Source organism: Citrobacter sp. LST-B2 (assembly GCF_057983045.1).
Genome location: NZ_CP192598.1, coordinates 776,546 through 793,547, shown reverse-complemented (window position 1 = coordinate 793,547; position 17,002 = coordinate 776,546). Strand labels below are relative to the sequence as shown.

The following is a 17,002-nucleotide window of genomic DNA, read 5'->3' as shown; positions in this document are numbered from 1 at the left end:
GAAAGGAGACATCATGTCCTGGAACGCCTCCCCTGACCGCTATGAGAATATGCAGTACCGCTACTGCGGTAACAGCGGCCTCCAACTGCCTGCGCTATCGCTCGGTCTGTGGCACAACTTCGGTCACGTACAAGCCCTCGACTCGCAGCGCGCACTGTTGCGAAAAGCCTTTGATTTAGGCATTACTCACTTTGATTTAGCCAATAACTATGGGCCGCCTCCGGGCAGCGCCGAAGAAAATTTCGGGCGTCTGCTGCGCGAAGACTTTGCCCAGTATCGTGATGAACTGATTATTTCGACCAAAGCCGGTTACGACATGTGGCCAGGTCCTTATGGTTCCGGCGGCTCGCGTAAATACCTGCTCGCCAGTCTCGATCAGAGCCTGAAACGGATGGGCCTGGATTACGTCGATATTTTCTATTCTCATCGCGTGGACGAAAACACGCCGATGGAAGAGACGGCGTCTGCGCTGGCACACGCTGTGCAAAGTGGGAAAGCGCTGTATGTTGGTATTTCGTCATACTCGCCGGAGCGGACACAAAAAATGGCTGAGCTTTTGCGCGAATGGAAGATCCCGCTGCTGATCCATCAGCCCTCTTATAACCTGCTGAACCGCTGGGTGGATAAAAGCGGTTTGCTGGATACGCTGAAAGCCAATGGCGTGGGCTGCATCGCCTTTACGCCACTGGCGCAGGGATTGCTCACCGGGAAGTATTTGAACGGCATTCCGGACGGTTCACGTATGCAGCGCGAAGGGAAGAAAGTGCGCGGTCTGACTGAGAATATGCTGACGGAAGCTAACCTCAGCAGTCTGCGTCTGCTTAATAAGATGGCGCAACAGCGCGGTCAGTCAATGGCGCAAATGGCGCTTAGCTGGCTGCTGAAAGACGATCGCGTCACTTCTGTGCTGATTGGCGCAAGCCGCCCGGAGCAACTGGAAGAAAACGTTCAGGCGTTGAAAAATTTGTCGTTCACCACAGAAGAATTGACGCAGATTGATAAGCATGTCGCTGACGGCCAACTGAACCTCTGGCAGGCATCGTCCGATAAGTAACGTTCAGCGCCGGGTAGCGTTAAGGGCTGCCCGGCCTGTGCTGTCAGTGCTTATGGCGGTTTAACCGGTCGAGGCAGCCCATCAAAAACGCCGACAAGACGAAAGTGAGATGGATAATGACGTACCACATCAGCTTGTTATCCGGCACGTTTTTCGCATCCATAAATACACGCAACAGATGAATGGAAGAGATAGCAACAATCGAGGCCGCAACTTTGTTTTTCAGTGAGGTCGCATCCATCTTCCCCAGCCAGTTCAGTTTTTCCCGTCCCTCAGCGATATCGAGTTGCGAGACGAAATTCTCATAGCCGGAAAACATCACCATTACCAGCAGTCCCCCGACCAGCGTCATATCCACCAGGGACAGCAGCACCAGAATCAGGTCAGCTTCTGCCATCGAAAAGACATTGGGCAGAACATGAAAAATTTCCTGAAAGAATTTTAGCGCCAGCGCAACCAACGCCAGCGACAAACCAAAGTAGACCGGGGCCAGCAGCCAGCGAGACGCATACATAACGTTTTCGAGAAAGCGTTCCATAAATTCCTGTGATGTTGCAAAAACCGGGCGACAGTATATCCCAATTGCGCAACATCAGATCAACATCCTCCTTAAACTTCGTCGGGATTGATCCACGGGCGCTGATACTCGGGCCACACCAGCGCCACCAGCGATGGATACGCCTCGACGCTAAACTCCCGGAAGCACTGGCGTAAGTTCAGCACATCGAGATCGGAATGGGGAACTTTTTCGCCGTTGAGACAGCGTTTTTTTATCGTGTCGTAGTATTTATACACCGCTGAATTGAGATCGCTGCAGCGTCGCTGGGCGTCAAACAGTCCTGGCGTGTCATTCAATTGCGCCATCGTCATGCGTTTTATTGTTGCGTGAAGGAAATCAATATATTCGTGATTGACGCGCCAGTACCATACCGGTGTAATAGCATTCATCAGCGCGGAGAAATGGTCCTCCCCCTCTTCTTTAGTCAGCGGTATTGATTGAGTCTCAGAGGGCAGTTCTTCAGCGTTGCGCGGTTTATTAAACTCGCGCATTAATAAAAGCACGCCGCCGGTCAACAATAGCAAGGTAATGACAGAATAAAAAATACTGTTCATAGAATGACTCCATTTTTTTTGATTCTAAAATTACCCCATGTTATTGTCAACGCGACCTGCCAAATAAAAATAACTATACATTTGATATTAAAGGATATTGTGACATGCTGCCTGAGCACCTTGTCCCACCGCGTTTTCATCTGTCAGCGTCAGGTCAGACGGAAGAAACAGTAGAAAATAATGATAATTTTACTCAGGGAAAAACAACCCTCAGTGATTATGAGGCCGATATCTTAATTAGCACAACCGCCACCGGGCAATCTAAAAATATCCTACTCGAAGAACGTGACCGTCATTTTAAAGAGCGTCTTGAGCGGGTAGCGAAAATTGAGACTTTCGCTCGGGTTATTAATGCGTTACAGGCTGAAGGCGATATCGATGCCCAGACCTTAAGTAAAATAATCACTGAAATGACCACGCATATAAATGAAAACGGCAACGAAATTTGGCTTAACTTAATTACCCGGGAGAAAGACTCACCCCTTTTCTATTCTCTGGACGACGAACAATGATTAAAGATGTTGAAGATAACAATGTCTATTTGGCTTTAGATGAGAATAAAAGCGATCAATTTATCTTAAAGCAGAATCTTGCCGCACTCATCGCCAATAAAAATGCGGTCCTCGAAAGCGTGGCGCAAGAAGTGACTTCTATTCCTGCGGCGCTGGTTCGTCTGAAATGGCAAAACCGGCGGGAAATATACGCGCTTCAGGTGAAGGAAGAGATTTATGGCGCGGCGATCAACGCCATTATCAAACAGAACCCGGCGCTGGGTGACAAAATCATGGCGCGACTGGAGAGCACCTGGCAGCATTTGCTGGCTCGTGAGACCGCCACGCTGCGACTGACGCGCAAACTGGCCGAAGGAAACACCCGCACGATTACCATCACTACCGTTGCGCTCAATGAACGTCAGGTGCAAACCCGGCGCGATGGGCAATAAAAAAGCCGGGTAGCGATAACGCCGTACCCGGCCTTTCTTTCATTGTGCCCATGGCGACAACGATTATTTCGCTTTCGCGACCTCTTCGCCGACCAGACCGATCTTCAGATAACCAGCCTGATGCAGCGTGTCCATCACCTTCATCAGGGTTTCATAGTCGACGGTTTTATCCGCACGGAAGAAGATCGTGGTGTCTTTCTTCCCTTCGGTCAGCGCGTTCAGTTCTGCCACCATGGTCTCGTCCGTCACCGGATCGTTACCAATGAACATGCTGTTGTCCGCTTTGACCGACAGATAAACCGGTTTTTCCGGACGCGGTTGCGGCGTACTGGAGGACGCGGGCAGATTGACCTTCACATCCACTGTCGCCAGCGGCGCAGCCACCATAAAGATGATCAGCAGTACCAGCATAACGTCGATAAACGGCGTCACGTTGATTTCATGCATTTCACCGTTATCGTCCAGATTTTCATTAAGACGCATTGCCATGAAGCCTTACCCTACACGTAATTTCTGCGCGGTACGCACCGGACGGGCAGATGCGCTTGCATCCAGATCCAGGTCGCGGCTTTGCAGTAACAGCACCTGTGCCGCTACATCGCCCAGCATCGCTTTAAGACCGCCAATCTGACGGGCAAAGATGTTATAGATAACCACCGCAGGAATGGCCGCAACCAGACCGATGGCTGTCGCCAGCAGCGCTTCAGCAATACCGGGGGCGACGACGGCGAGGTTAGTGGTCTGCGTTTGTGCAATCCCGATGAAACTGTTCATGATACCCCAGACCGTACCGAAGAGACCGACAAATGGCGAAATCGCCCCGATGGTCGCCAGGTAGCCATTTCCGCGCCCCATCTGACGTCCCGCTGCCGCAACGCGACGCTCCAGACGAAAACCAGTACGCTCTTTAATGCCTTCGTTGTCTTCACTGCCCTGAGACAGTTCCAGTTCGTTCTGCGCTTCATTGAGCAATTGGGTGCTTAAGCTTTTGGCGCCAAAGTTTGCTGCGATATCGCTTGCCTGATCCAGAGAGCGGGCGTCCGCCAACAGCTGCTGTTCGCGTTTAAGCCGACGCTTCAGGGAGAAGAACTCAACGCTCTTACTGAAGAAGATAGCCCAGGTGACCACTGACGCCAGAATCAGACCAATCATCACGCACTTAACCACGATATCGGCGTGCTGATACATACCCCAGACGGAAAGATCCGTCTGCATCAAATTATTACCCACTCTGTATCTCCAGGACGCAAATCACAAATTCTGAGCGTAATAATATCAAAACGACGTCGAATTGATAGTCGTTCTCATTACTATTTACATAGTGCCGCACCTTTGGTTTCTTTTCCTTGCGCTTACGCAGTAAAACGTCACGGGAGGCGATTTTGATAAAATATTGTGCTTTATCCCGTTCCTGGGGATGCGCATTTTTCCATTCGTGATAGTTTAGACGTCCAGACGTATAAAAACAGGAACCCCAACATGGCAGATAAACAACTGGACACCCGACTGGTCGGCGCAGGGCGCAGTAAAAAATACACGCTGGGCTCAGTGAATAGTGTGATTCAGCGCGCTTCTTCGCTGGTTTTTGAAACGGTCGAAGCCAAAAAGCACGCCACCCGCAACCGCGCCAACGGCGAACTTTTTTACGGGCGCCGCGGCACATTAACCCATTTCTCGCTGCAGGAAGCGATGTGTGAACTCGAAGGCGGCGCTGGCTGTGCGCTCTTCCCCTGCGGCGCGGCGGCCGTCGCCAATACGATTCTGGCTTTTGTCGAACAGGGCGATCACGTGCTGATGACCAATACGGCCTATGAGCCTAGCCAGGATTTCTGCACCAAAATCCTCGGCAAACTGGGTGTGACCACTGGCTGGTTCGATCCGCTGATTGGCGCTGACATAGTTAAGCATCTTCAGCCCAACACCAAAGTCGTTTTCCTCGAGTCTCCGGGTTCCGTGACCATGGAAGTCCACGACGTCCCGGCAATTGTCGCCGCTGTCAGACGCGTTGTGCCGGACGCCATCATTATGATCGATAACACCTGGGCGGCGGGCATATTGTTTAAAGCCCTCGACTTCGGCGTTGATATTTCGATTCAGGCCGGGACCAAGTACCTGATTGGTCACTCGGATGCCATGGTCGGCACCGCCGTTTCGAACGCCCGCTGTTGGGATCAACTGCGCGAGAATGCCTATTTGATGGGACAAATGGTCGATGCCGATACGGCCTATATGACCAGCCGCGGGCTGCGCACCCTGGGCGTGCGTCTGCGCCAGCATCATGAAAGCAGTCTGAAAATTGCCGAATGGCTGGCAGCCCATCCGCAGGTCGCGCGGGTCAATCATCCGGCGTTACCAGGCAGTAAAGGACACGAATTCTGGAAACGTGACTTTACGGGGAGCAGCGGCTTGTTCTCGTTTGTGCTGAATAAAAAGCTCAATAATGACGAGCTGTCCGCTTATCTGGATCACTTCAGCCTCTTCAGCATGGCCTATTCGTGGGGCGGTTTTGAGTCGCTGATTCTGGCCAATCAGCCTGAACAGATTGCAGAAATTCGCCCGGAAGGGGGTGTGGATTTCAGCGGCACACTGATTCGTCTCCACATTGGTTTAGAGAATGTTGACGATCTGATTGCAGATTTAGCCGCCGGATTTTCCCGCCTCGTGTAAAATTGACGCCAATGGACATCTATGCAGACACGTCGAACGAAATTGTCTGCATTTGTTGCGCCCGGGATCAAGTCATCCGGGTCCGTTCAGGAGTACAATAGGATTATTAAGGCGTAAACGCTGTTCCACAGGAAAGTCCATGGCTGTCATTCAAGATATTATCGCTGCGCTCTGGCAACATGATTTTGCCGCGCTGGCGGACCCACATGTTGTTAGCGTCGTCTACTTTGTGATGTTTGCCACGCTGTTTTTAGAGAATGGCCTGTTACCGGCCTCATTTTTGCCCGGCGATAGTCTGCTGCTCTTAGCAGGCGCATTGGTCGCGCAAGGCGTCATGAGCTTTGTTCCTACCCTGCTGATCCTGACGACAGCGGCCAGCCTCGGCTGTTGGCTCAGTTATATTCAGGGACGCTGGCTGGGCAATACGCGAACGGTAAAAGGCTGGCTGGCGCAACTTCCGGCGAAATACCACCAGCGCGCGACCTGCATGTTTGACCGTCACGGTCTGCTGGCGCTGTTGGCAGGCCGTTTTCTGGCGTTCGTGCGCACGCTACTGCCAACCATGGCGGGGATTTCCGGGCTCTCTAACCGTCGCTTCCAGTTTTTCAACTGGCTGAGCGGGCTGCTGTGGGTCGGCGTGGTCACCAGCTTTGGCTACGCACTTAGCATGATCCCGTTTGTGAAGCGCCATGAAGATCAGGTCATGACCTTCCTGATGATCCTGCCCATTTTTCTGCTGGCGGCGGGGTTGATCGGCACGGTGGTGGTAGTGATTAAGAAGAAATACTGCAGCGCCTGACCTGAATCCAGCCGGATGACACGTCGTTCATCCGGCTGACTCACAATAACGTTAACTCCCCTGCATAGTGCGGATCCGCGCCGCATCTTCCCCCGGCGTCACCCCGAAATAGCGCTTAAATTCACGACTAAACTGCGACGCGCTTTCATAACCCACCCGCATTGCCGCCGCGCTGGCCTTCATGCCGTCGTGAATTATCATCATCCGCGCTTTATGTAACCGATAGGTTTTCAGATACTGCAACGGCGATGTGCTGGTCACTGACTTAAAATTATGATGGAACGCAGAAACGCTCATATTGGCTTCGGCCGCCAGTTGTTCGACGTTGAGGTTTTCGGTGTACTTATTTTCAATGCGTTTGAGCACACGGCTAATCAGGCTGAAATGGGTCTGGCGACTCACCAGCGCCAGCAGCGCGCCGCCGCGTGGCCCGGTCAGAACGTGATAGAGGATTTCACGGATAATCTGTTTACCGAGGATCCGTGCGTCCAGCGGTCGCTCCATGACGTCGAGCAGACGTTCCGCCGCGCAGAGGATCTCTTCTGAGAGCGTGGCGGAGTTGATCCCACTTGCCGCCATCGACGGCTGAAAGTGTTCGTCTTCGCCAATGTCCATCAGCAGTTCCTGCAATTGCAGGATATCGACATTGATGCGAAATCCGGCGAGCGGTACGTCCGGAGTCGCATAGGTTTCACATTCGAAGGGTAAAGGTACGGTCAGCAGCAGGTATTCATTGGCGTCATAACGGAAAACCCGCTCATTGATGTAACCGATTTTATGACCGGAAAAGAGAAATATGATGCCGGGGTCGTACATCACGGGTGTCCGTAAACCCGGTTCAGTACCGTACAGCAGACGGATGTCCGGCAGCAACTCATTGAGCTTATGTTCATTGTTTTTCAACTACTTAACTTTATCTGTCAGCAGTAAACAGATCTCTTCGCGGTTCATAACGGGTTATTTTCTCAACGGATGACGACGCCTTGATTGTGCGCAAATTTATCGCTTTTCTCCAGCGCCCTGGAGAAATGGGCAAGACATTGGCAGAAATGAGCATTGAGAGGATAGCCGCGCACGACCACAATGTTCTCCATCCGGCAGACCCTCCTGCCCTCTTTTTTTACCCACATAAGGGAACGAGCAATGAATAACTTTAATCTGCATACCCCGACCCGCATTCTGTTTGGTAAAGGCGCAATCGCTGAACTGCGCGCACAAATCCCACAAGACGCACGCGTGCTGATCACCTACGGCGGCGGCAGCGTGAAAAAGACGGGCGTACTGGCGCAGGTCCAGGAGGCGCTGAAAGGCCTGGACGTGCGCGAATTTGGCGGCATTGAGCCTAACCCGTCGTATGAAACGCTGATGAACGCAGTCAACATCGCCCGTGAAGAGAACATTACCTTCCTGCTGGCCGTCGGCGGGGGTTCTGTTCTTGATGGCACCAAATTCATCGCTGCTGCCGCCCACTATGCGGATGGCGTTGACCCGTGGCATATCCTGCAAACCAGCGGTAGCGATATCAAAAGCGCAATCCCGATGGGTTCTGTGCTGACGCTGCCGGCGACCGGTTCTGAATCCAACAAAGGCGCGGTTATCTCGCGTAAAACCACCGGCGACAAACAGGCCTTCCATTCTGCCCATGTGCAGCCGGTCTTTGCGGTACTGGATCCGGTTTATACCTACACCCTTCCGCCACGTCAGGTGGCGAACGGTGTGGTTGATGCGTTTGTGCATACCGTTGAACAGTACGTCACATATCCGGTTGATGCCAAAATTCAGGATCGCTTCGCGGAGGGCATTCTGCTGACGCTGGTGGAAGATGGCCCGAAAGCGCTAAAAGACCCGGAAAACTACGATGTACGTGCGAACGTTATGTGGGCAGCCACCCAGGCGCTGAACGGCCTGATTGGCGCAGGCGTGCCGCAGGACTGGGCAACCCATATGTTGGGCCATGAACTAACAGCGATGCACGGTCTGGATCACGCTCAGACGCTGGCGGTCGTTCTGCCCGCACTGTGGAATGAAAAACGCGATACCAAACGCGAAAAACTGCTGCAATATGCAGAGCGCGTGTGGAACATCACCGACGGTTCTGAAGATGAGCGTATTGATGCCGCGATTGCAGCCACCCGTAATTTCTTCGAGCAACTGGGCGTCCCGACTCGCCTGTCTGGCTATGGCCTTGACGGCAGTTCAATCCCGGCTCTGCTGGCGAAACTGGAAGAGCACGGCATGACGCAACTGGGTGAGCATAAAGACATTACCCTGGATGTCAGCCGCCGCATTTACGAGGCAGCGCGCTAAGCTTTTTTCACCTCTGACTTTCGTTTTTGGGCATTTCGTCCAGACTTAAGTCACCTTACATCACCGGAGTCCCCCTCCGGTGATGAGCACATGAAGGAGGAAAAATGGCAAACCAAACCGTAATTAAGCTTCAGGATGGCAATGTAATGCCCCAACTGGGGTTAGGCGTATGGAAAGCCGGTAACGACGAGGTCGTCTCCGCCATTCATAAAGCACTGGAAGTCGGCTATCGGTCCATAGATACCGCCGCCGCCTACAAAAATGAAGACGGCGTCGGCAAAGCGTTAGCCAGCGCAGGTCTCCCCCGCGATGAGTTGTTCATCACCACCAAGCTGTGGAATGACGATCAGAAACGCCCCCGCGACGCGTTGATGGAGAGTCTGGAAAAACTCCAGTTAGATTATCTCGACCTGTATCTGATGCACTGGCCGGTTCCGGCAATCGATCACTATGTTTCCGCCTGGCAAGGCATGATCGATCTGCAAAAAGAGGGGCTGATTAAGAGCATCGGTGTGTGTAATTTCCAGGTCAACCACCTCCAGCGCCTGATTGACGAAACGGGCGTTACGCCGGTGATTAACCAGATCGAACTGCATCCGCTGATGCAACAGCGCCAGCTACACGCGTGGAATGCGACGCACAAAATCCAGACGGAATCCTGGAGTCCGCTGGCACAGGGCGGCGAAGGCGTTTTCGATCAAAAAATCATTCGTGATCTGGCGGATAAATACGGTAAAACACCGGCGCAGATTGTCATTCGCTGGCATCTGGATAACGGTCTGGTCGTGATCCCGAAATCCGTCACGCCATCGCGTATCGCCGAGAACTTCGACGTCTGGGATTTCCGTCTCGACAAAGACGAACTTGGTGAGATTGCGAAGCTCGATCAGGGCAAGCGCCTGGGGCCCGATCCGGATCAGTTCGGCGGCTAATTCCCTTCTCTTTTAATAAGCCCGGTGTTTACCACCGGGCAACCCCATTATCGCCCGGCGACTTTGGTACGCTTTTTATTGGCGGCTGGCGTCTGACGCTGATGCGCCACCGGCGTGTGTTTGGTCAGCGCCGGACGGGTGTTACGGTTCTGACGGCGCGCTTCGCGCATCTCTTCCAGCGTTGGCGCCGGTACCAGGCACTCACGGCGTCCGCCAATCAGATGCTTTTTACCCATCTCTTCCAGCGCCTGACGGATCATCGGCCAGTTAGCCGGATCGTGGTAACGCAGCAGCGCTTTATGCAGACGACGCTGCTTATCTCCCTTCGGCACCACCACATCTTCACTCTTATAGCCAATCTTACCCAGCGGGTTTTTGCCGGTGTAATACATGGTGGTCGAGTTGGCCAGCGGCGACGGATAGAAGTTCTGCACCTGATCGAGACGGAAGCGATGTTTCTTCAACCACAGCGCCAGATTCACCATATCCTCGTCACGCGTTCCCGGATGCGCGGAGATGAAGTACGGGATCAGATACTGCTCTTTCCCGGCCTGCTTCGAGTAGAGATCGAACAGTTGTTTGAAGCGGTCATAGCTGCCCATACCCGGCTTCATCATCTTCGACAACGGCCCTTCTTCGGTATGTTCCGGCGCAATCTTCAGATAACCGCCGACGTGGTGGCTCGCCAGCTCTTTGATATAGCGCGGATCTTCCACTGCGATGTCGTAACGCACGCCGGAGGCGATCAGGATCTTCTTGATGCCTTTCAGATCGCGCGCACGGCGATAGAGGTTAATCGTCGGCTCGTGGTTGGTATCCATATGCGGACAGATATCCGGATAAACACACGACAGACGACGACAGGTCTGTTCTGCGCGCGGTGACTTACAGCGCAGCATATACATGTTGGCCGTCGGTCCGCCGAGATCGGAGATCACGCCGGTAAAACCCGGCACGGTATCGCGGATCGCTTCAATCTCATTGATGATTGAATCTTCAGAACGGCTCTGAATAATGCGTCCTTCGTGTTCGGTGATCGAACAGAACGAGCAACCACCGAAACAGCCGCGCATGATGTTGATCGAGAAACGGATCATCTCGTAGGCCGGGATGCGGCTGTTGCCGTATGCCGGGTGTGGCACGCGCTTATATGGCAGGGCAAAAACGCTGTCCATCTCTTCAGTAGAGAGTGGGATCGCCGGCGGGTTGATCCAGATGTAGCGATCGCCATGCTTTTGCATCAGCGCACGCGCACAGCCTGGGTTGGTTTCATGGTGCAGGATCCGCGAAGCGTGCGCATACAGCACTTTGTCGCCCTTCACTTTTTCAAAGGACGGCAGCAGAACGTAGGTTTTTTCCCACGGTTTCGGACGCGCGGGCTGCACGGTAATGGCTTTCGCTTCCTGCTTTTTCGGGGCAACCGGTTTGTTGTCGGCGCACGGCAAATCTTCACCATACGGATGCGGGATCGGATCGATTTTCCCCGGCGTATCCAGACGCGTGGAATCGACGCCGCTCCAGCCAGGCAGCGCTTCTTTCACCATAATCGCCGTGTTACGCACATCGCGGATCTGATCGATGGTTTCACCCATCGCCAGACGGTGCGCCACTTCCACCAACGGACGCTCGCCGTTGCCAAACATCAGCATATCGGCTTTAGAATCCACCAGCACGGAACGGCGCACGGTATCAGACCAGTAATCGTAATGCGCGGTACGACGCAGGCTCGCTTCAATACCACCGAGGATCACCGGCACATCTTTCCACGCCTCTTTACAGCGCTGGGTATAGACCAGCGTGGCGCGGTCCGGGCGCTTGCCCGCGACGTTATCCGGCGTGTAGGCATCGTCATGGCGCAGGCGGCGATCGGCGGTGTAGCGGTTTATCATAGAGTCCATGTTGCCAGCGGTTACGCCAAAGAACAGGTTCGGTTTGCCCAGACGCATAAAGTCGTCTTTGCTGTTCCAGTCCGGCTGCGCAATGATGCCGACACGGAAGCCCTGTGCTTCCAGCATTCGACCACAAATCGCCATACCAAAACTCGGGTGATCGACATAGGCGTCGCCGGTTACCAGAATAATGTCGCAGCTATCCCAGCCAAGTTGATCCATTTCGTCGCGTGACATCGGCAAAAAAGGAGCGGGACCAAAACAGGCCGCCCAGTACTGAGGCCAGGAGAAGAGATCTCTGTCTGGCTGGATCAGGGATATTGCGCTCATAGTGCTTCCAAAAATGGTAAAAAAATAATCAAAGGCCGGCGATTATATGCCGGAACGAATGAGAAATCGAAGGATAATCTCTCTCGCATCGTCGCGAGAGAGAGGAGGATTACGCCGCCGGATTCACCAGAATCTGACCGATTGAACCACGGTCCGCCATTTCCAGCGTCTGGCTGTGGAAGTAAAACGGGAAATGCGCCCAGGACGGCTGTCCGTAGTAAACCAGCAGCTCTACCTGCCCATCCACCCAGACGGTATCTTTCCAGCCACGATCTTCCGGGAATGGCATCGCGCCGTTGACGTTACGCACGAGGAACGACACCCCTTCAATATGGAATGACTGCGGCATATCGGCCCGCACCGTCCAGCGCTCCCAGGAACCCTGCTGCGCAGTGATATCAATGCGGTTGACGTCCCATAACTGGCCGTTGATGCCTGGATCGTCGCCCAGACTGATGTCGCGACTGCGAATTGGCGTACCGCTCATGATCTCGGTCGGCAGCAGACGCATCGGCAGGCTGTCGGTCACCAGTGGCAACAGACCGGTTGGGCGCAGCGTTAACACCAGCGTGGACACCAGAATGCTCGACGGTTCAAAGAACCCCCGGATCCGGTCGACAATGCTCGCTGCCTCACCGCAGGTAATCGACACTTCATCGCCATTGGTCATATCAACCAGAATTTCGCGGCGCTCGCCGGGTGCCAGCGACAACTGTTTTACCGACACCGGTGCCGGCAAAAAGCCCTGGTCGCCGGAGATAACATGCAGCGCGCGACCGTCGCTCATCTGCAACTGATAACGACGGGAGTTAGAGGCATTCAGCAAACGCAGACGCACCCAGCCGCGGGACACTTCCACGTAAGGGCTTTGGACGCCGTTGACCAACAGCGTATCGCCGACAAAACCGCCGCTGCCAGGCTCGCTGTATTCCGGCGTGCCGAAGTTATCCAGCCGCTTGTCCTGAATAATAATCGGGAAGTCATCGACACCGTAATGGTTGGGGATCGGCAGCGATTTACTGACCTCATCTTCAACCAGCCACATCCCGGCCAGGCCATTATAAACCTGCTGCGCGGTACGGTTCGGCGTATTGGCGTGGTACCACAGCGTGGCGGCGTTCTGACGGATGGGCAGTACCGGCGCCCAGTCCGCGTTTGGCGACATCATGCGCGCCGGACCGCCCATCAGCGGACCCGGCACCTGGAGACCGGCGATAGTCATCGAGACGTTTTCTGCCAGACGGTTACTGTAGATCAGCTTAACGTCATCCCCTTTCCAGACGCGGATCGTCGGCCCGAGATAACGCCCGTTAATCCCCCAGACCGGCGCTCGCGTGCCCTGGGTAAAGGACCAGTGCGAACGCTGCAGCGTCATAAACAGCGGCTGGCCCCGGCGGGACTCCAGTAGCGGCGGAACGGGCAGCGGCTGTTGCTGACCGGCAGCATGGGCCCTCAGCGGAACGGCACCTGCGCACAGCGCGATCCCCGATGCCTGAATGAACTGACGCCGACTGAGTGACATATAAGCTCCATGTAAAACTGGCTAAATTACGGGCAGGAACTCGTTTCCTGCAAAAACTCGTCATACTCCAGGCTGCATGCGCGTTGGCTTGCAGCACGAATGAGTAAGCATTTATCGCTGAATCACACTTTTCCGGCGGCTTCGCGCTCGGCGACTTCTTTATCCAGTTCAGCGATCTTTTGTTCCATCAACGAGCGGCAGTGCGCGGCCAGTTCACGAACCTGATCTTTGCCATACTGACTGATATCCACCGGCGGCAGCATCTCCACAATCACCAGACCATTCTTCAGGCGATTCAGATTAATTTTATTCGAGGTATTGGAAACGCACACCGGAATAATCGGGACGCCGGCCGCAATCGCGGCATGAAACGCCCCGGTTTTAAACGGCAGCAGGCCACGACCCCGGCTGCGGGTGCCTTCCGGAAACATCCAGATGGAGATACGACGCTTTTTAAAATGATTCACCACTTCAGCAATCGTGCCGTGCGCTTTTGCGCGGTTATTACGGTCGATCAGCAGGTTCCCTGTCAGCCAGTAAAGCTGACCAAAAAACGGGATCCACAGCAGGCTCTTCTTCCCGACGGTCACGGTGGGCGGCTGCACGATATTCGCGGCGGTCACCATATCGTAGTTATTCTGATGGTTAGCGATATAGATAGCGTTGCCGTAGCTTTCCGCATCCGCGGGTTTACGGCACTCTACCTTCAGGCCGAACAACGGTGCCAGGCGACCAAACATATGCCCGAAGGTCGCGACGTGTTTTGGGTTACGCGGGCTGAGCAGGCAGTAAAGAGAACCGAAAACACAAACCAGAATGGAATAGATAACGGTAATAATAAGTCGAAAAATAAATAGCATAACAACCTCTGAAGGCCTAAGAGCCCGGGATTCTACGTCACCTGCTATCAGGTTAGGGTATTGTTAATGTGGCTCTCTGGAAAACTGTATTGTTAATCGCGACTCACGAATAAACAACGGTTTTACGGGAAATATTACTGTCATCCGGCCTGACGGTATCGTTACAACCGCAGGCCGGATAAGGTATTAACGCCGCCATCCGGCACGATAGTGTTGCCTGATGGCGGCGCGTTGCCTCTTATCAGGCCTACTTATGCCTTCAGGCGTTTAACAGCATTTTACTCTTCGCTGTCGCCACTGCTGGCACGACGTGGCGAATCAATGTCGATGCGATCGATGCGTTGCAAACCGCGCATCAACGTCCCGCGACGGCCGCGCTCGCCGGTCACTTTCTGCAATTCCTCAGGGCGCAGCTTGATTTTGCGTTTCCCGACGTGAATCGTCAGCGTACTTTGCGGCGGCAGAACATACAGCAGCGCCAGCGCATCGTCACCACGCGCCGCATCCGCAGACGGAATGTTAATGATCTTATTCCCTTTGCCTTTCGACAACTGCGGCAGATCGCTGACCGGGAACATCAGCATACGTCCGGCCGTCGTTATCGCCAGCAGCATATCCGTTTCATCTTCAATCACCACCGGCGGCATCACGCGGGCGTTTTCCGGCAGCGTGATGAGTGTCTTACCGGCACGGTTGCGCGCCACCAGATCGTTGAACGTACAGACAAAACCGTAACCCGCATCGGATGCCATCAGCAGTTTCTGCTCATCGCCTTCCATCAGCATGTGCTCAACGGTCGCGCCTGGCGGCAGCGTCAGTTTGCCGGTCAACGGTTCGCCCTGACCGCGCGCCGACGGCAGCGTGATCGGATCAATGGCATAACTACGTCCGGTGGTATCGATAAACACCACTGGCTGGTTGCTCTTCCCTTTCACAGCGGATTTAAAGCTGTCGCCCGCTTTGTAGTTCAGTCCCTGTGCGTCGATGTCATGACCTTTGGCGCTACGCACCCAGCCCATCTGCGACAACACGATCGTCACTGGCTCAGACGGCAGCATGTCGTGTTCGCTCATTGCTTTCGCTTCTTCGCGCTCGCGAAGCGGTGAACGACGATCGTCACCATAGGCGTCGGCATCGGCCTGCAGCTCTTTCTTCAGCAGGGTATTCATTTTGCGTTCAGACGCGAGGATCGCCTGTAGCTGATCGCGTTCTTTCGCCAGTTCATCCTGCTCACCGCGAATCTTCATCTCTTCCAGTTTGGCGAGATGACGCAATTTCAGTTCGAGGATCGCTTCGGCCTGCGTTTCGGTAATACCAAAACGCGACATCAGCGCGGGTTTCGGCTCATCTTCCGTACGGATGATCTCAATGACTTCGTCAATATTGAGAAACGCCACCAGCAAACCTTCCAGGATATGCAGGCGTTTGAGGACTTTCTCGAGGCGATAGTTCAGGCGACGACGCACGGTATCGCGACGGAACGCCAGCCATTCGGTGAGGATCTCCAGCAGGTTTTTCACCGCCGGACGCCCGTCAAGACCGATCATATTAAGGTTAATGCGATAGCTCTTTTCCAGATCGGTGGTGGCAAACAGGTGGTTCATCACCTGTTCCATGTCCACGCGATTGGAACGCGGCACCACCACCAGACGGGTCGGGTTTTCGTGGTCTGACTCATCGCGCAAATCGTCTACCATCGGCAGCTTTTTATTGCGCATCTGGGCGGCGATTTGCTCCAGCACGCGCGCGCCGGAAACCTGGTGCGGCAGCGCGGTAATTACCACCGCGCCGTCTTCTTTCTTCCACACCGCGCGCATGCGCACAGAGCCGCGCCCGTTTTCATAAATTTTACGAATCTCGGCGCGCGGGGTAATGATTTCCGCTTCGGTCGGGTAGTCCGGGCCGTGGACAATATCCAGCAGCTCGTCCAGCGTGGTTTTCGGCTGCTCAATCAGGGTGATCGCGGCTTTTGCCACTTCACGCAGGTTGTGCGGCGGAATATCGGTCGCCATGCCGACCGCGATACCGGTTGTACCGTTAAGCAGGATGTTCGGCAGACGCGCAGGCAGCATTTTCGGCTCCTGCATTGTTCCGTCGAAGTTTGGCACCCAGTCAGCGGTTCCCTGGCCGAGTTCACTCAGCAGCAGTTCGGCGTATCTGGACAGGCGGGATTCGGTATAACGCATCGCCGCGAAGGATTTCGGATCGTCCGGCGCCCCCCAGTTCCCCTGGCCATCAACCAGCGGATAACGGTAAGAGAACGGCTGCGCCATCAGCACCATGGCCTCATAGCAGGCGCTGTCTCCGTGCGGGTGATATTTACCCAACACGTCGCCGACGGTACGGGCGGATTTTTTAAATTTGGCGCTGGCATTCAGCCCCAGCTCTGACATCGCATAGACGATGCGGCGCTGAACGGGTTTCAGACCATCACCAATAAACGGCAACGCCCTGTCCATGATGACGTACATGGAGTAATTCAGATAGGCGTTTTCCGTGAATTCATGCAGCGCAAGGCGCTCTGCCATATCGCTCATTAATCGTGATTCCTCAACTGTAAGCCCGCCTGATACCCGGTATCTTTTC

General features: G+C 54.3%; 17 protein-coding genes. 7 read left to right on the top strand and 10 right to left on the bottom strand.

What is annotated here, in order from left to right; all coding sequences use genetic code 11:
* The first annotated feature begins 13 nt into the window (after positions 1–13).
* Complete coding sequence (locus tag ACQ0PY_RS03905; RefSeq protein WP_042998147.1) at positions 14–1,054, top strand: aldo/keto reductase; 1,041 nt, start codon at positions 14–16, stop codon at positions 1,052–1,054.
* 43 nt (positions 1,055–1,097) lie between these two features.
* On the opposite strand, the gene ACQ0PY_RS03900 is transcribed toward ACQ0PY_RS03905, so the two are convergent.
* Entirely contained in the window at positions 1,098–1,592 is a 495-nt protein-coding gene (locus ACQ0PY_RS03900; protein ID WP_042998148.1) for a TIGR00645 family protein, read from the bottom strand.
* 71 nt (positions 1,593–1,663) lie between these two features.
* Positions 1,664–2,167: an ESA_00282 family adhesion-associated protein gene (locus ACQ0PY_RS03895; RefSeq protein ID WP_042998149.1), complete on the bottom strand. Its 504-nt coding sequence runs from the start codon at positions 2,165–2,167 to the stop codon at positions 1,664–1,666.
* A 104-nt stretch (positions 2,168–2,271) separates the two neighbouring features.
* Here ACQ0PY_RS03895 and ACQ0PY_RS03890 point away from each other — a divergent pair, with 104 nt between their 5' ends.
* Together ACQ0PY_RS03890 and ACQ0PY_RS03885 are read left to right on the top strand one after the other, a co-directional pair.
* Positions 2,272–2,679, top strand: a complete 408-nt coding sequence (locus ACQ0PY_RS03890) for a hypothetical protein (protein WP_042998150.1) — start codon at positions 2,272–2,274, stop codon at positions 2,677–2,679.
* Positions 2,679–3,110, top strand: a complete 432-nt coding sequence (locus ACQ0PY_RS03885; protein ID WP_043001747.1) for a hypothetical protein — start codon at positions 2,679–2,681, stop codon at positions 3,108–3,110. Before ACQ0PY_RS03890 ends, ACQ0PY_RS03885 begins: the two co-directional genes overlap by 1 nt.
* Positions 3,111–3,173: 63 nt before the next feature.
* On the opposite strand, the gene exbD is transcribed toward ACQ0PY_RS03885, so the two are convergent.
* Positions 3,174–3,599 carry a TonB system transport protein ExbD gene (gene exbD, locus ACQ0PY_RS03880; RefSeq protein WP_042324207.1) on the bottom strand — a complete coding sequence of 142 codons (426 nt, stop codon included), beginning with the start codon at positions 3,597–3,599 and terminating at the stop codon, positions 3,174–3,176.
* A 6-nt stretch (positions 3,600–3,605) separates the two neighbouring features.
* Positions 3,606–4,340, bottom strand: coding sequence for a tol-pal system-associated acyl-CoA thioesterase (gene exbB, locus ACQ0PY_RS03875; protein ID WP_042998151.1), 735 nt, complete (start codon positions 4,338–4,340; stop codon positions 3,606–3,608).
* A gap of 249 nt (positions 4,341–4,589) precedes the next feature.
* Between exbB and metC the strand changes: the two genes are divergently transcribed.
* Together metC and yghB are read left to right on the top strand one after the other, a co-directional pair.
* A complete protein-coding gene (gene metC / locus ACQ0PY_RS03870) occupies positions 4,590–5,777 on the top strand; it encodes a cystathionine beta-lyase (RefSeq protein ID WP_044255725.1) in 1,188 nt (395 codons plus the stop codon).
* A gap of 139 nt (positions 5,778–5,916) precedes the next feature.
* Positions 5,917–6,576 (top strand): DedA family general envelope maintenance protein YghB, encoded by a 660-nt coding sequence (yghB, locus tag ACQ0PY_RS03865; protein WP_042998153.1) that lies wholly within the window; start codon positions 5,917–5,919, stop codon positions 6,574–6,576.
* A gap of 51 nt (positions 6,577–6,627) precedes the next feature.
* On the opposite strand, the gene ACQ0PY_RS03860 is transcribed toward yghB, so the two are convergent.
* Together ACQ0PY_RS03860 and ACQ0PY_RS03855 are read right to left on the bottom strand one after the other, a co-directional pair.
* The gene (locus ACQ0PY_RS03860) at positions 6,628–7,479 is read right to left on the bottom strand and encodes an AraC family transcriptional regulator (protein ID WP_334263175.1); all 852 of its coding nucleotides are present in this window, start codon (positions 7,477–7,479) and stop codon (positions 6,628–6,630) included.
* A gap of 62 nt (positions 7,480–7,541) precedes the next feature.
* Positions 7,542–7,670 carry a hypothetical protein gene (locus ACQ0PY_RS03855; protein WP_099433653.1) on the bottom strand — a complete coding sequence of 43 codons (129 nt, stop codon included), beginning with the start codon at positions 7,668–7,670 and terminating at the stop codon, positions 7,542–7,544.
* A gap of 49 nt (positions 7,671–7,719) precedes the next feature.
* Between ACQ0PY_RS03855 and yqhD the strand changes: the two genes are divergently transcribed.
* A complete protein-coding gene (yqhD, locus tag ACQ0PY_RS03850; RefSeq protein WP_042998155.1) occupies positions 7,720–8,883 on the top strand; it encodes an alcohol dehydrogenase in 1,164 nt (387 codons plus the stop codon).
* Between the two features lie 104 nt (positions 8,884–8,987).
* A complete protein-coding gene (gene dkgA / locus ACQ0PY_RS03845) occupies positions 8,988–9,815 on the top strand; it encodes a 2,5-didehydrogluconate reductase DkgA (RefSeq protein ID WP_042998156.1) in 828 nt (275 codons plus the stop codon).
* A 47-nt stretch (positions 9,816–9,862) separates the two neighbouring features.
* Here dkgA and ACQ0PY_RS03840 read toward each other — a convergent pair whose 3' ends face one another.
* From ACQ0PY_RS03840 to parC, 4 genes are all read right to left on the bottom strand, one after another.
* A complete protein-coding gene (locus ACQ0PY_RS03840; RefSeq protein ID WP_044255731.1) occupies positions 9,863–12,034 on the bottom strand; it encodes a YgiQ family radical SAM protein in 2,172 nt (723 codons plus the stop codon).
* Between the two features lie 109 nt (positions 12,035–12,143).
* Entirely contained in the window at positions 12,144–13,556 is a 1,413-nt protein-coding gene (gene ftsP, locus ACQ0PY_RS03835) for a cell division protein FtsP (RefSeq protein WP_042998158.1), read from the bottom strand.
* A gap of 122 nt (positions 13,557–13,678) precedes the next feature.
* Positions 13,679–14,416: a 1-acylglycerol-3-phosphate O-acyltransferase gene (gene plsC, locus ACQ0PY_RS03830; protein WP_042998159.1), complete on the bottom strand. Its 738-nt coding sequence runs from the start codon at positions 14,414–14,416 to the stop codon at positions 13,679–13,681.
* A gap of 278 nt (positions 14,417–14,694) precedes the next feature.
* A complete protein-coding gene (gene parC, locus ACQ0PY_RS03825; RefSeq protein ID WP_044265602.1) occupies positions 14,695–16,953 on the bottom strand; it encodes a DNA topoisomerase IV subunit A in 2,259 nt (752 codons plus the stop codon).
* Positions 16,954–17,002 lie beyond the last annotated feature (49 nt).

Coding starts and splice junctions, on each gene's coding strand:
- ACQ0PY_RS03905 (WP_042998147.1), top strand. CDS start 14: ATGTCCTGGAACGCCTCCCCTGACCGCTATGAGAATATGCAGTACCGC.
- ACQ0PY_RS03900 (WP_042998148.1), bottom strand. CDS start 1,592: ATGGAACGCTTTCTCGAAAACGTTATGTATGCGTCTCGCTGGCTGCTG.
- ACQ0PY_RS03895 (WP_042998149.1), bottom strand. CDS start 2,167: ATGAACAGTATTTTTTATTCTGTCATTACCTTGCTATTGTTGACCGGC.
- ACQ0PY_RS03890 (WP_042998150.1), top strand. CDS start 2,272: ATGCTGCCTGAGCACCTTGTCCCACCGCGTTTTCATCTGTCAGCGTCA.
- exbD (WP_042324207.1), bottom strand. CDS start 3,599: ATGGCAATGCGTCTTAATGAAAATCTGGACGATAACGGTGAAATGCAT.
- metC (WP_044255725.1), top strand. CDS start 4,590: ATGGCAGATAAACAACTGGACACCCGACTGGTCGGCGCAGGGCGCAGT.
- yghB (WP_042998153.1), top strand. CDS start 5,917: ATGGCTGTCATTCAAGATATTATCGCTGCGCTCTGGCAACATGATTTT.
- ACQ0PY_RS03855 (WP_099433653.1), bottom strand. CDS start 7,670: ATGGAGAACATTGTGGTCGTGCGCGGCTATCCTCTCAATGCTCATTTC.
- yqhD (WP_042998155.1), top strand. CDS start 7,720: ATGAATAACTTTAATCTGCATACCCCGACCCGCATTCTGTTTGGTAAA.
- dkgA (WP_042998156.1), top strand. CDS start 8,988: ATGGCAAACCAAACCGTAATTAAGCTTCAGGATGGCAATGTAATGCCC.
- ACQ0PY_RS03840 (WP_044255731.1), bottom strand. CDS start 12,034: ATGAGCGCAATATCCCTGATCCAGCCAGACAGAGATCTCTTCTCCTGG.
- ftsP (WP_042998158.1), bottom strand. CDS start 13,556: ATGTCACTCAGTCGGCGTCAGTTCATTCAGGCATCGGGGATCGCGCTG.
- plsC (WP_042998159.1), bottom strand. CDS start 14,416: ATGCTATTTATTTTTCGACTTATTATTACCGTTATCTATTCCATTCTG.
- parC (WP_044265602.1), bottom strand. CDS start 16,953: ATGAGCGATATGGCAGAGCGCCTTGCGCTGCATGAATTCACGGAAAAC.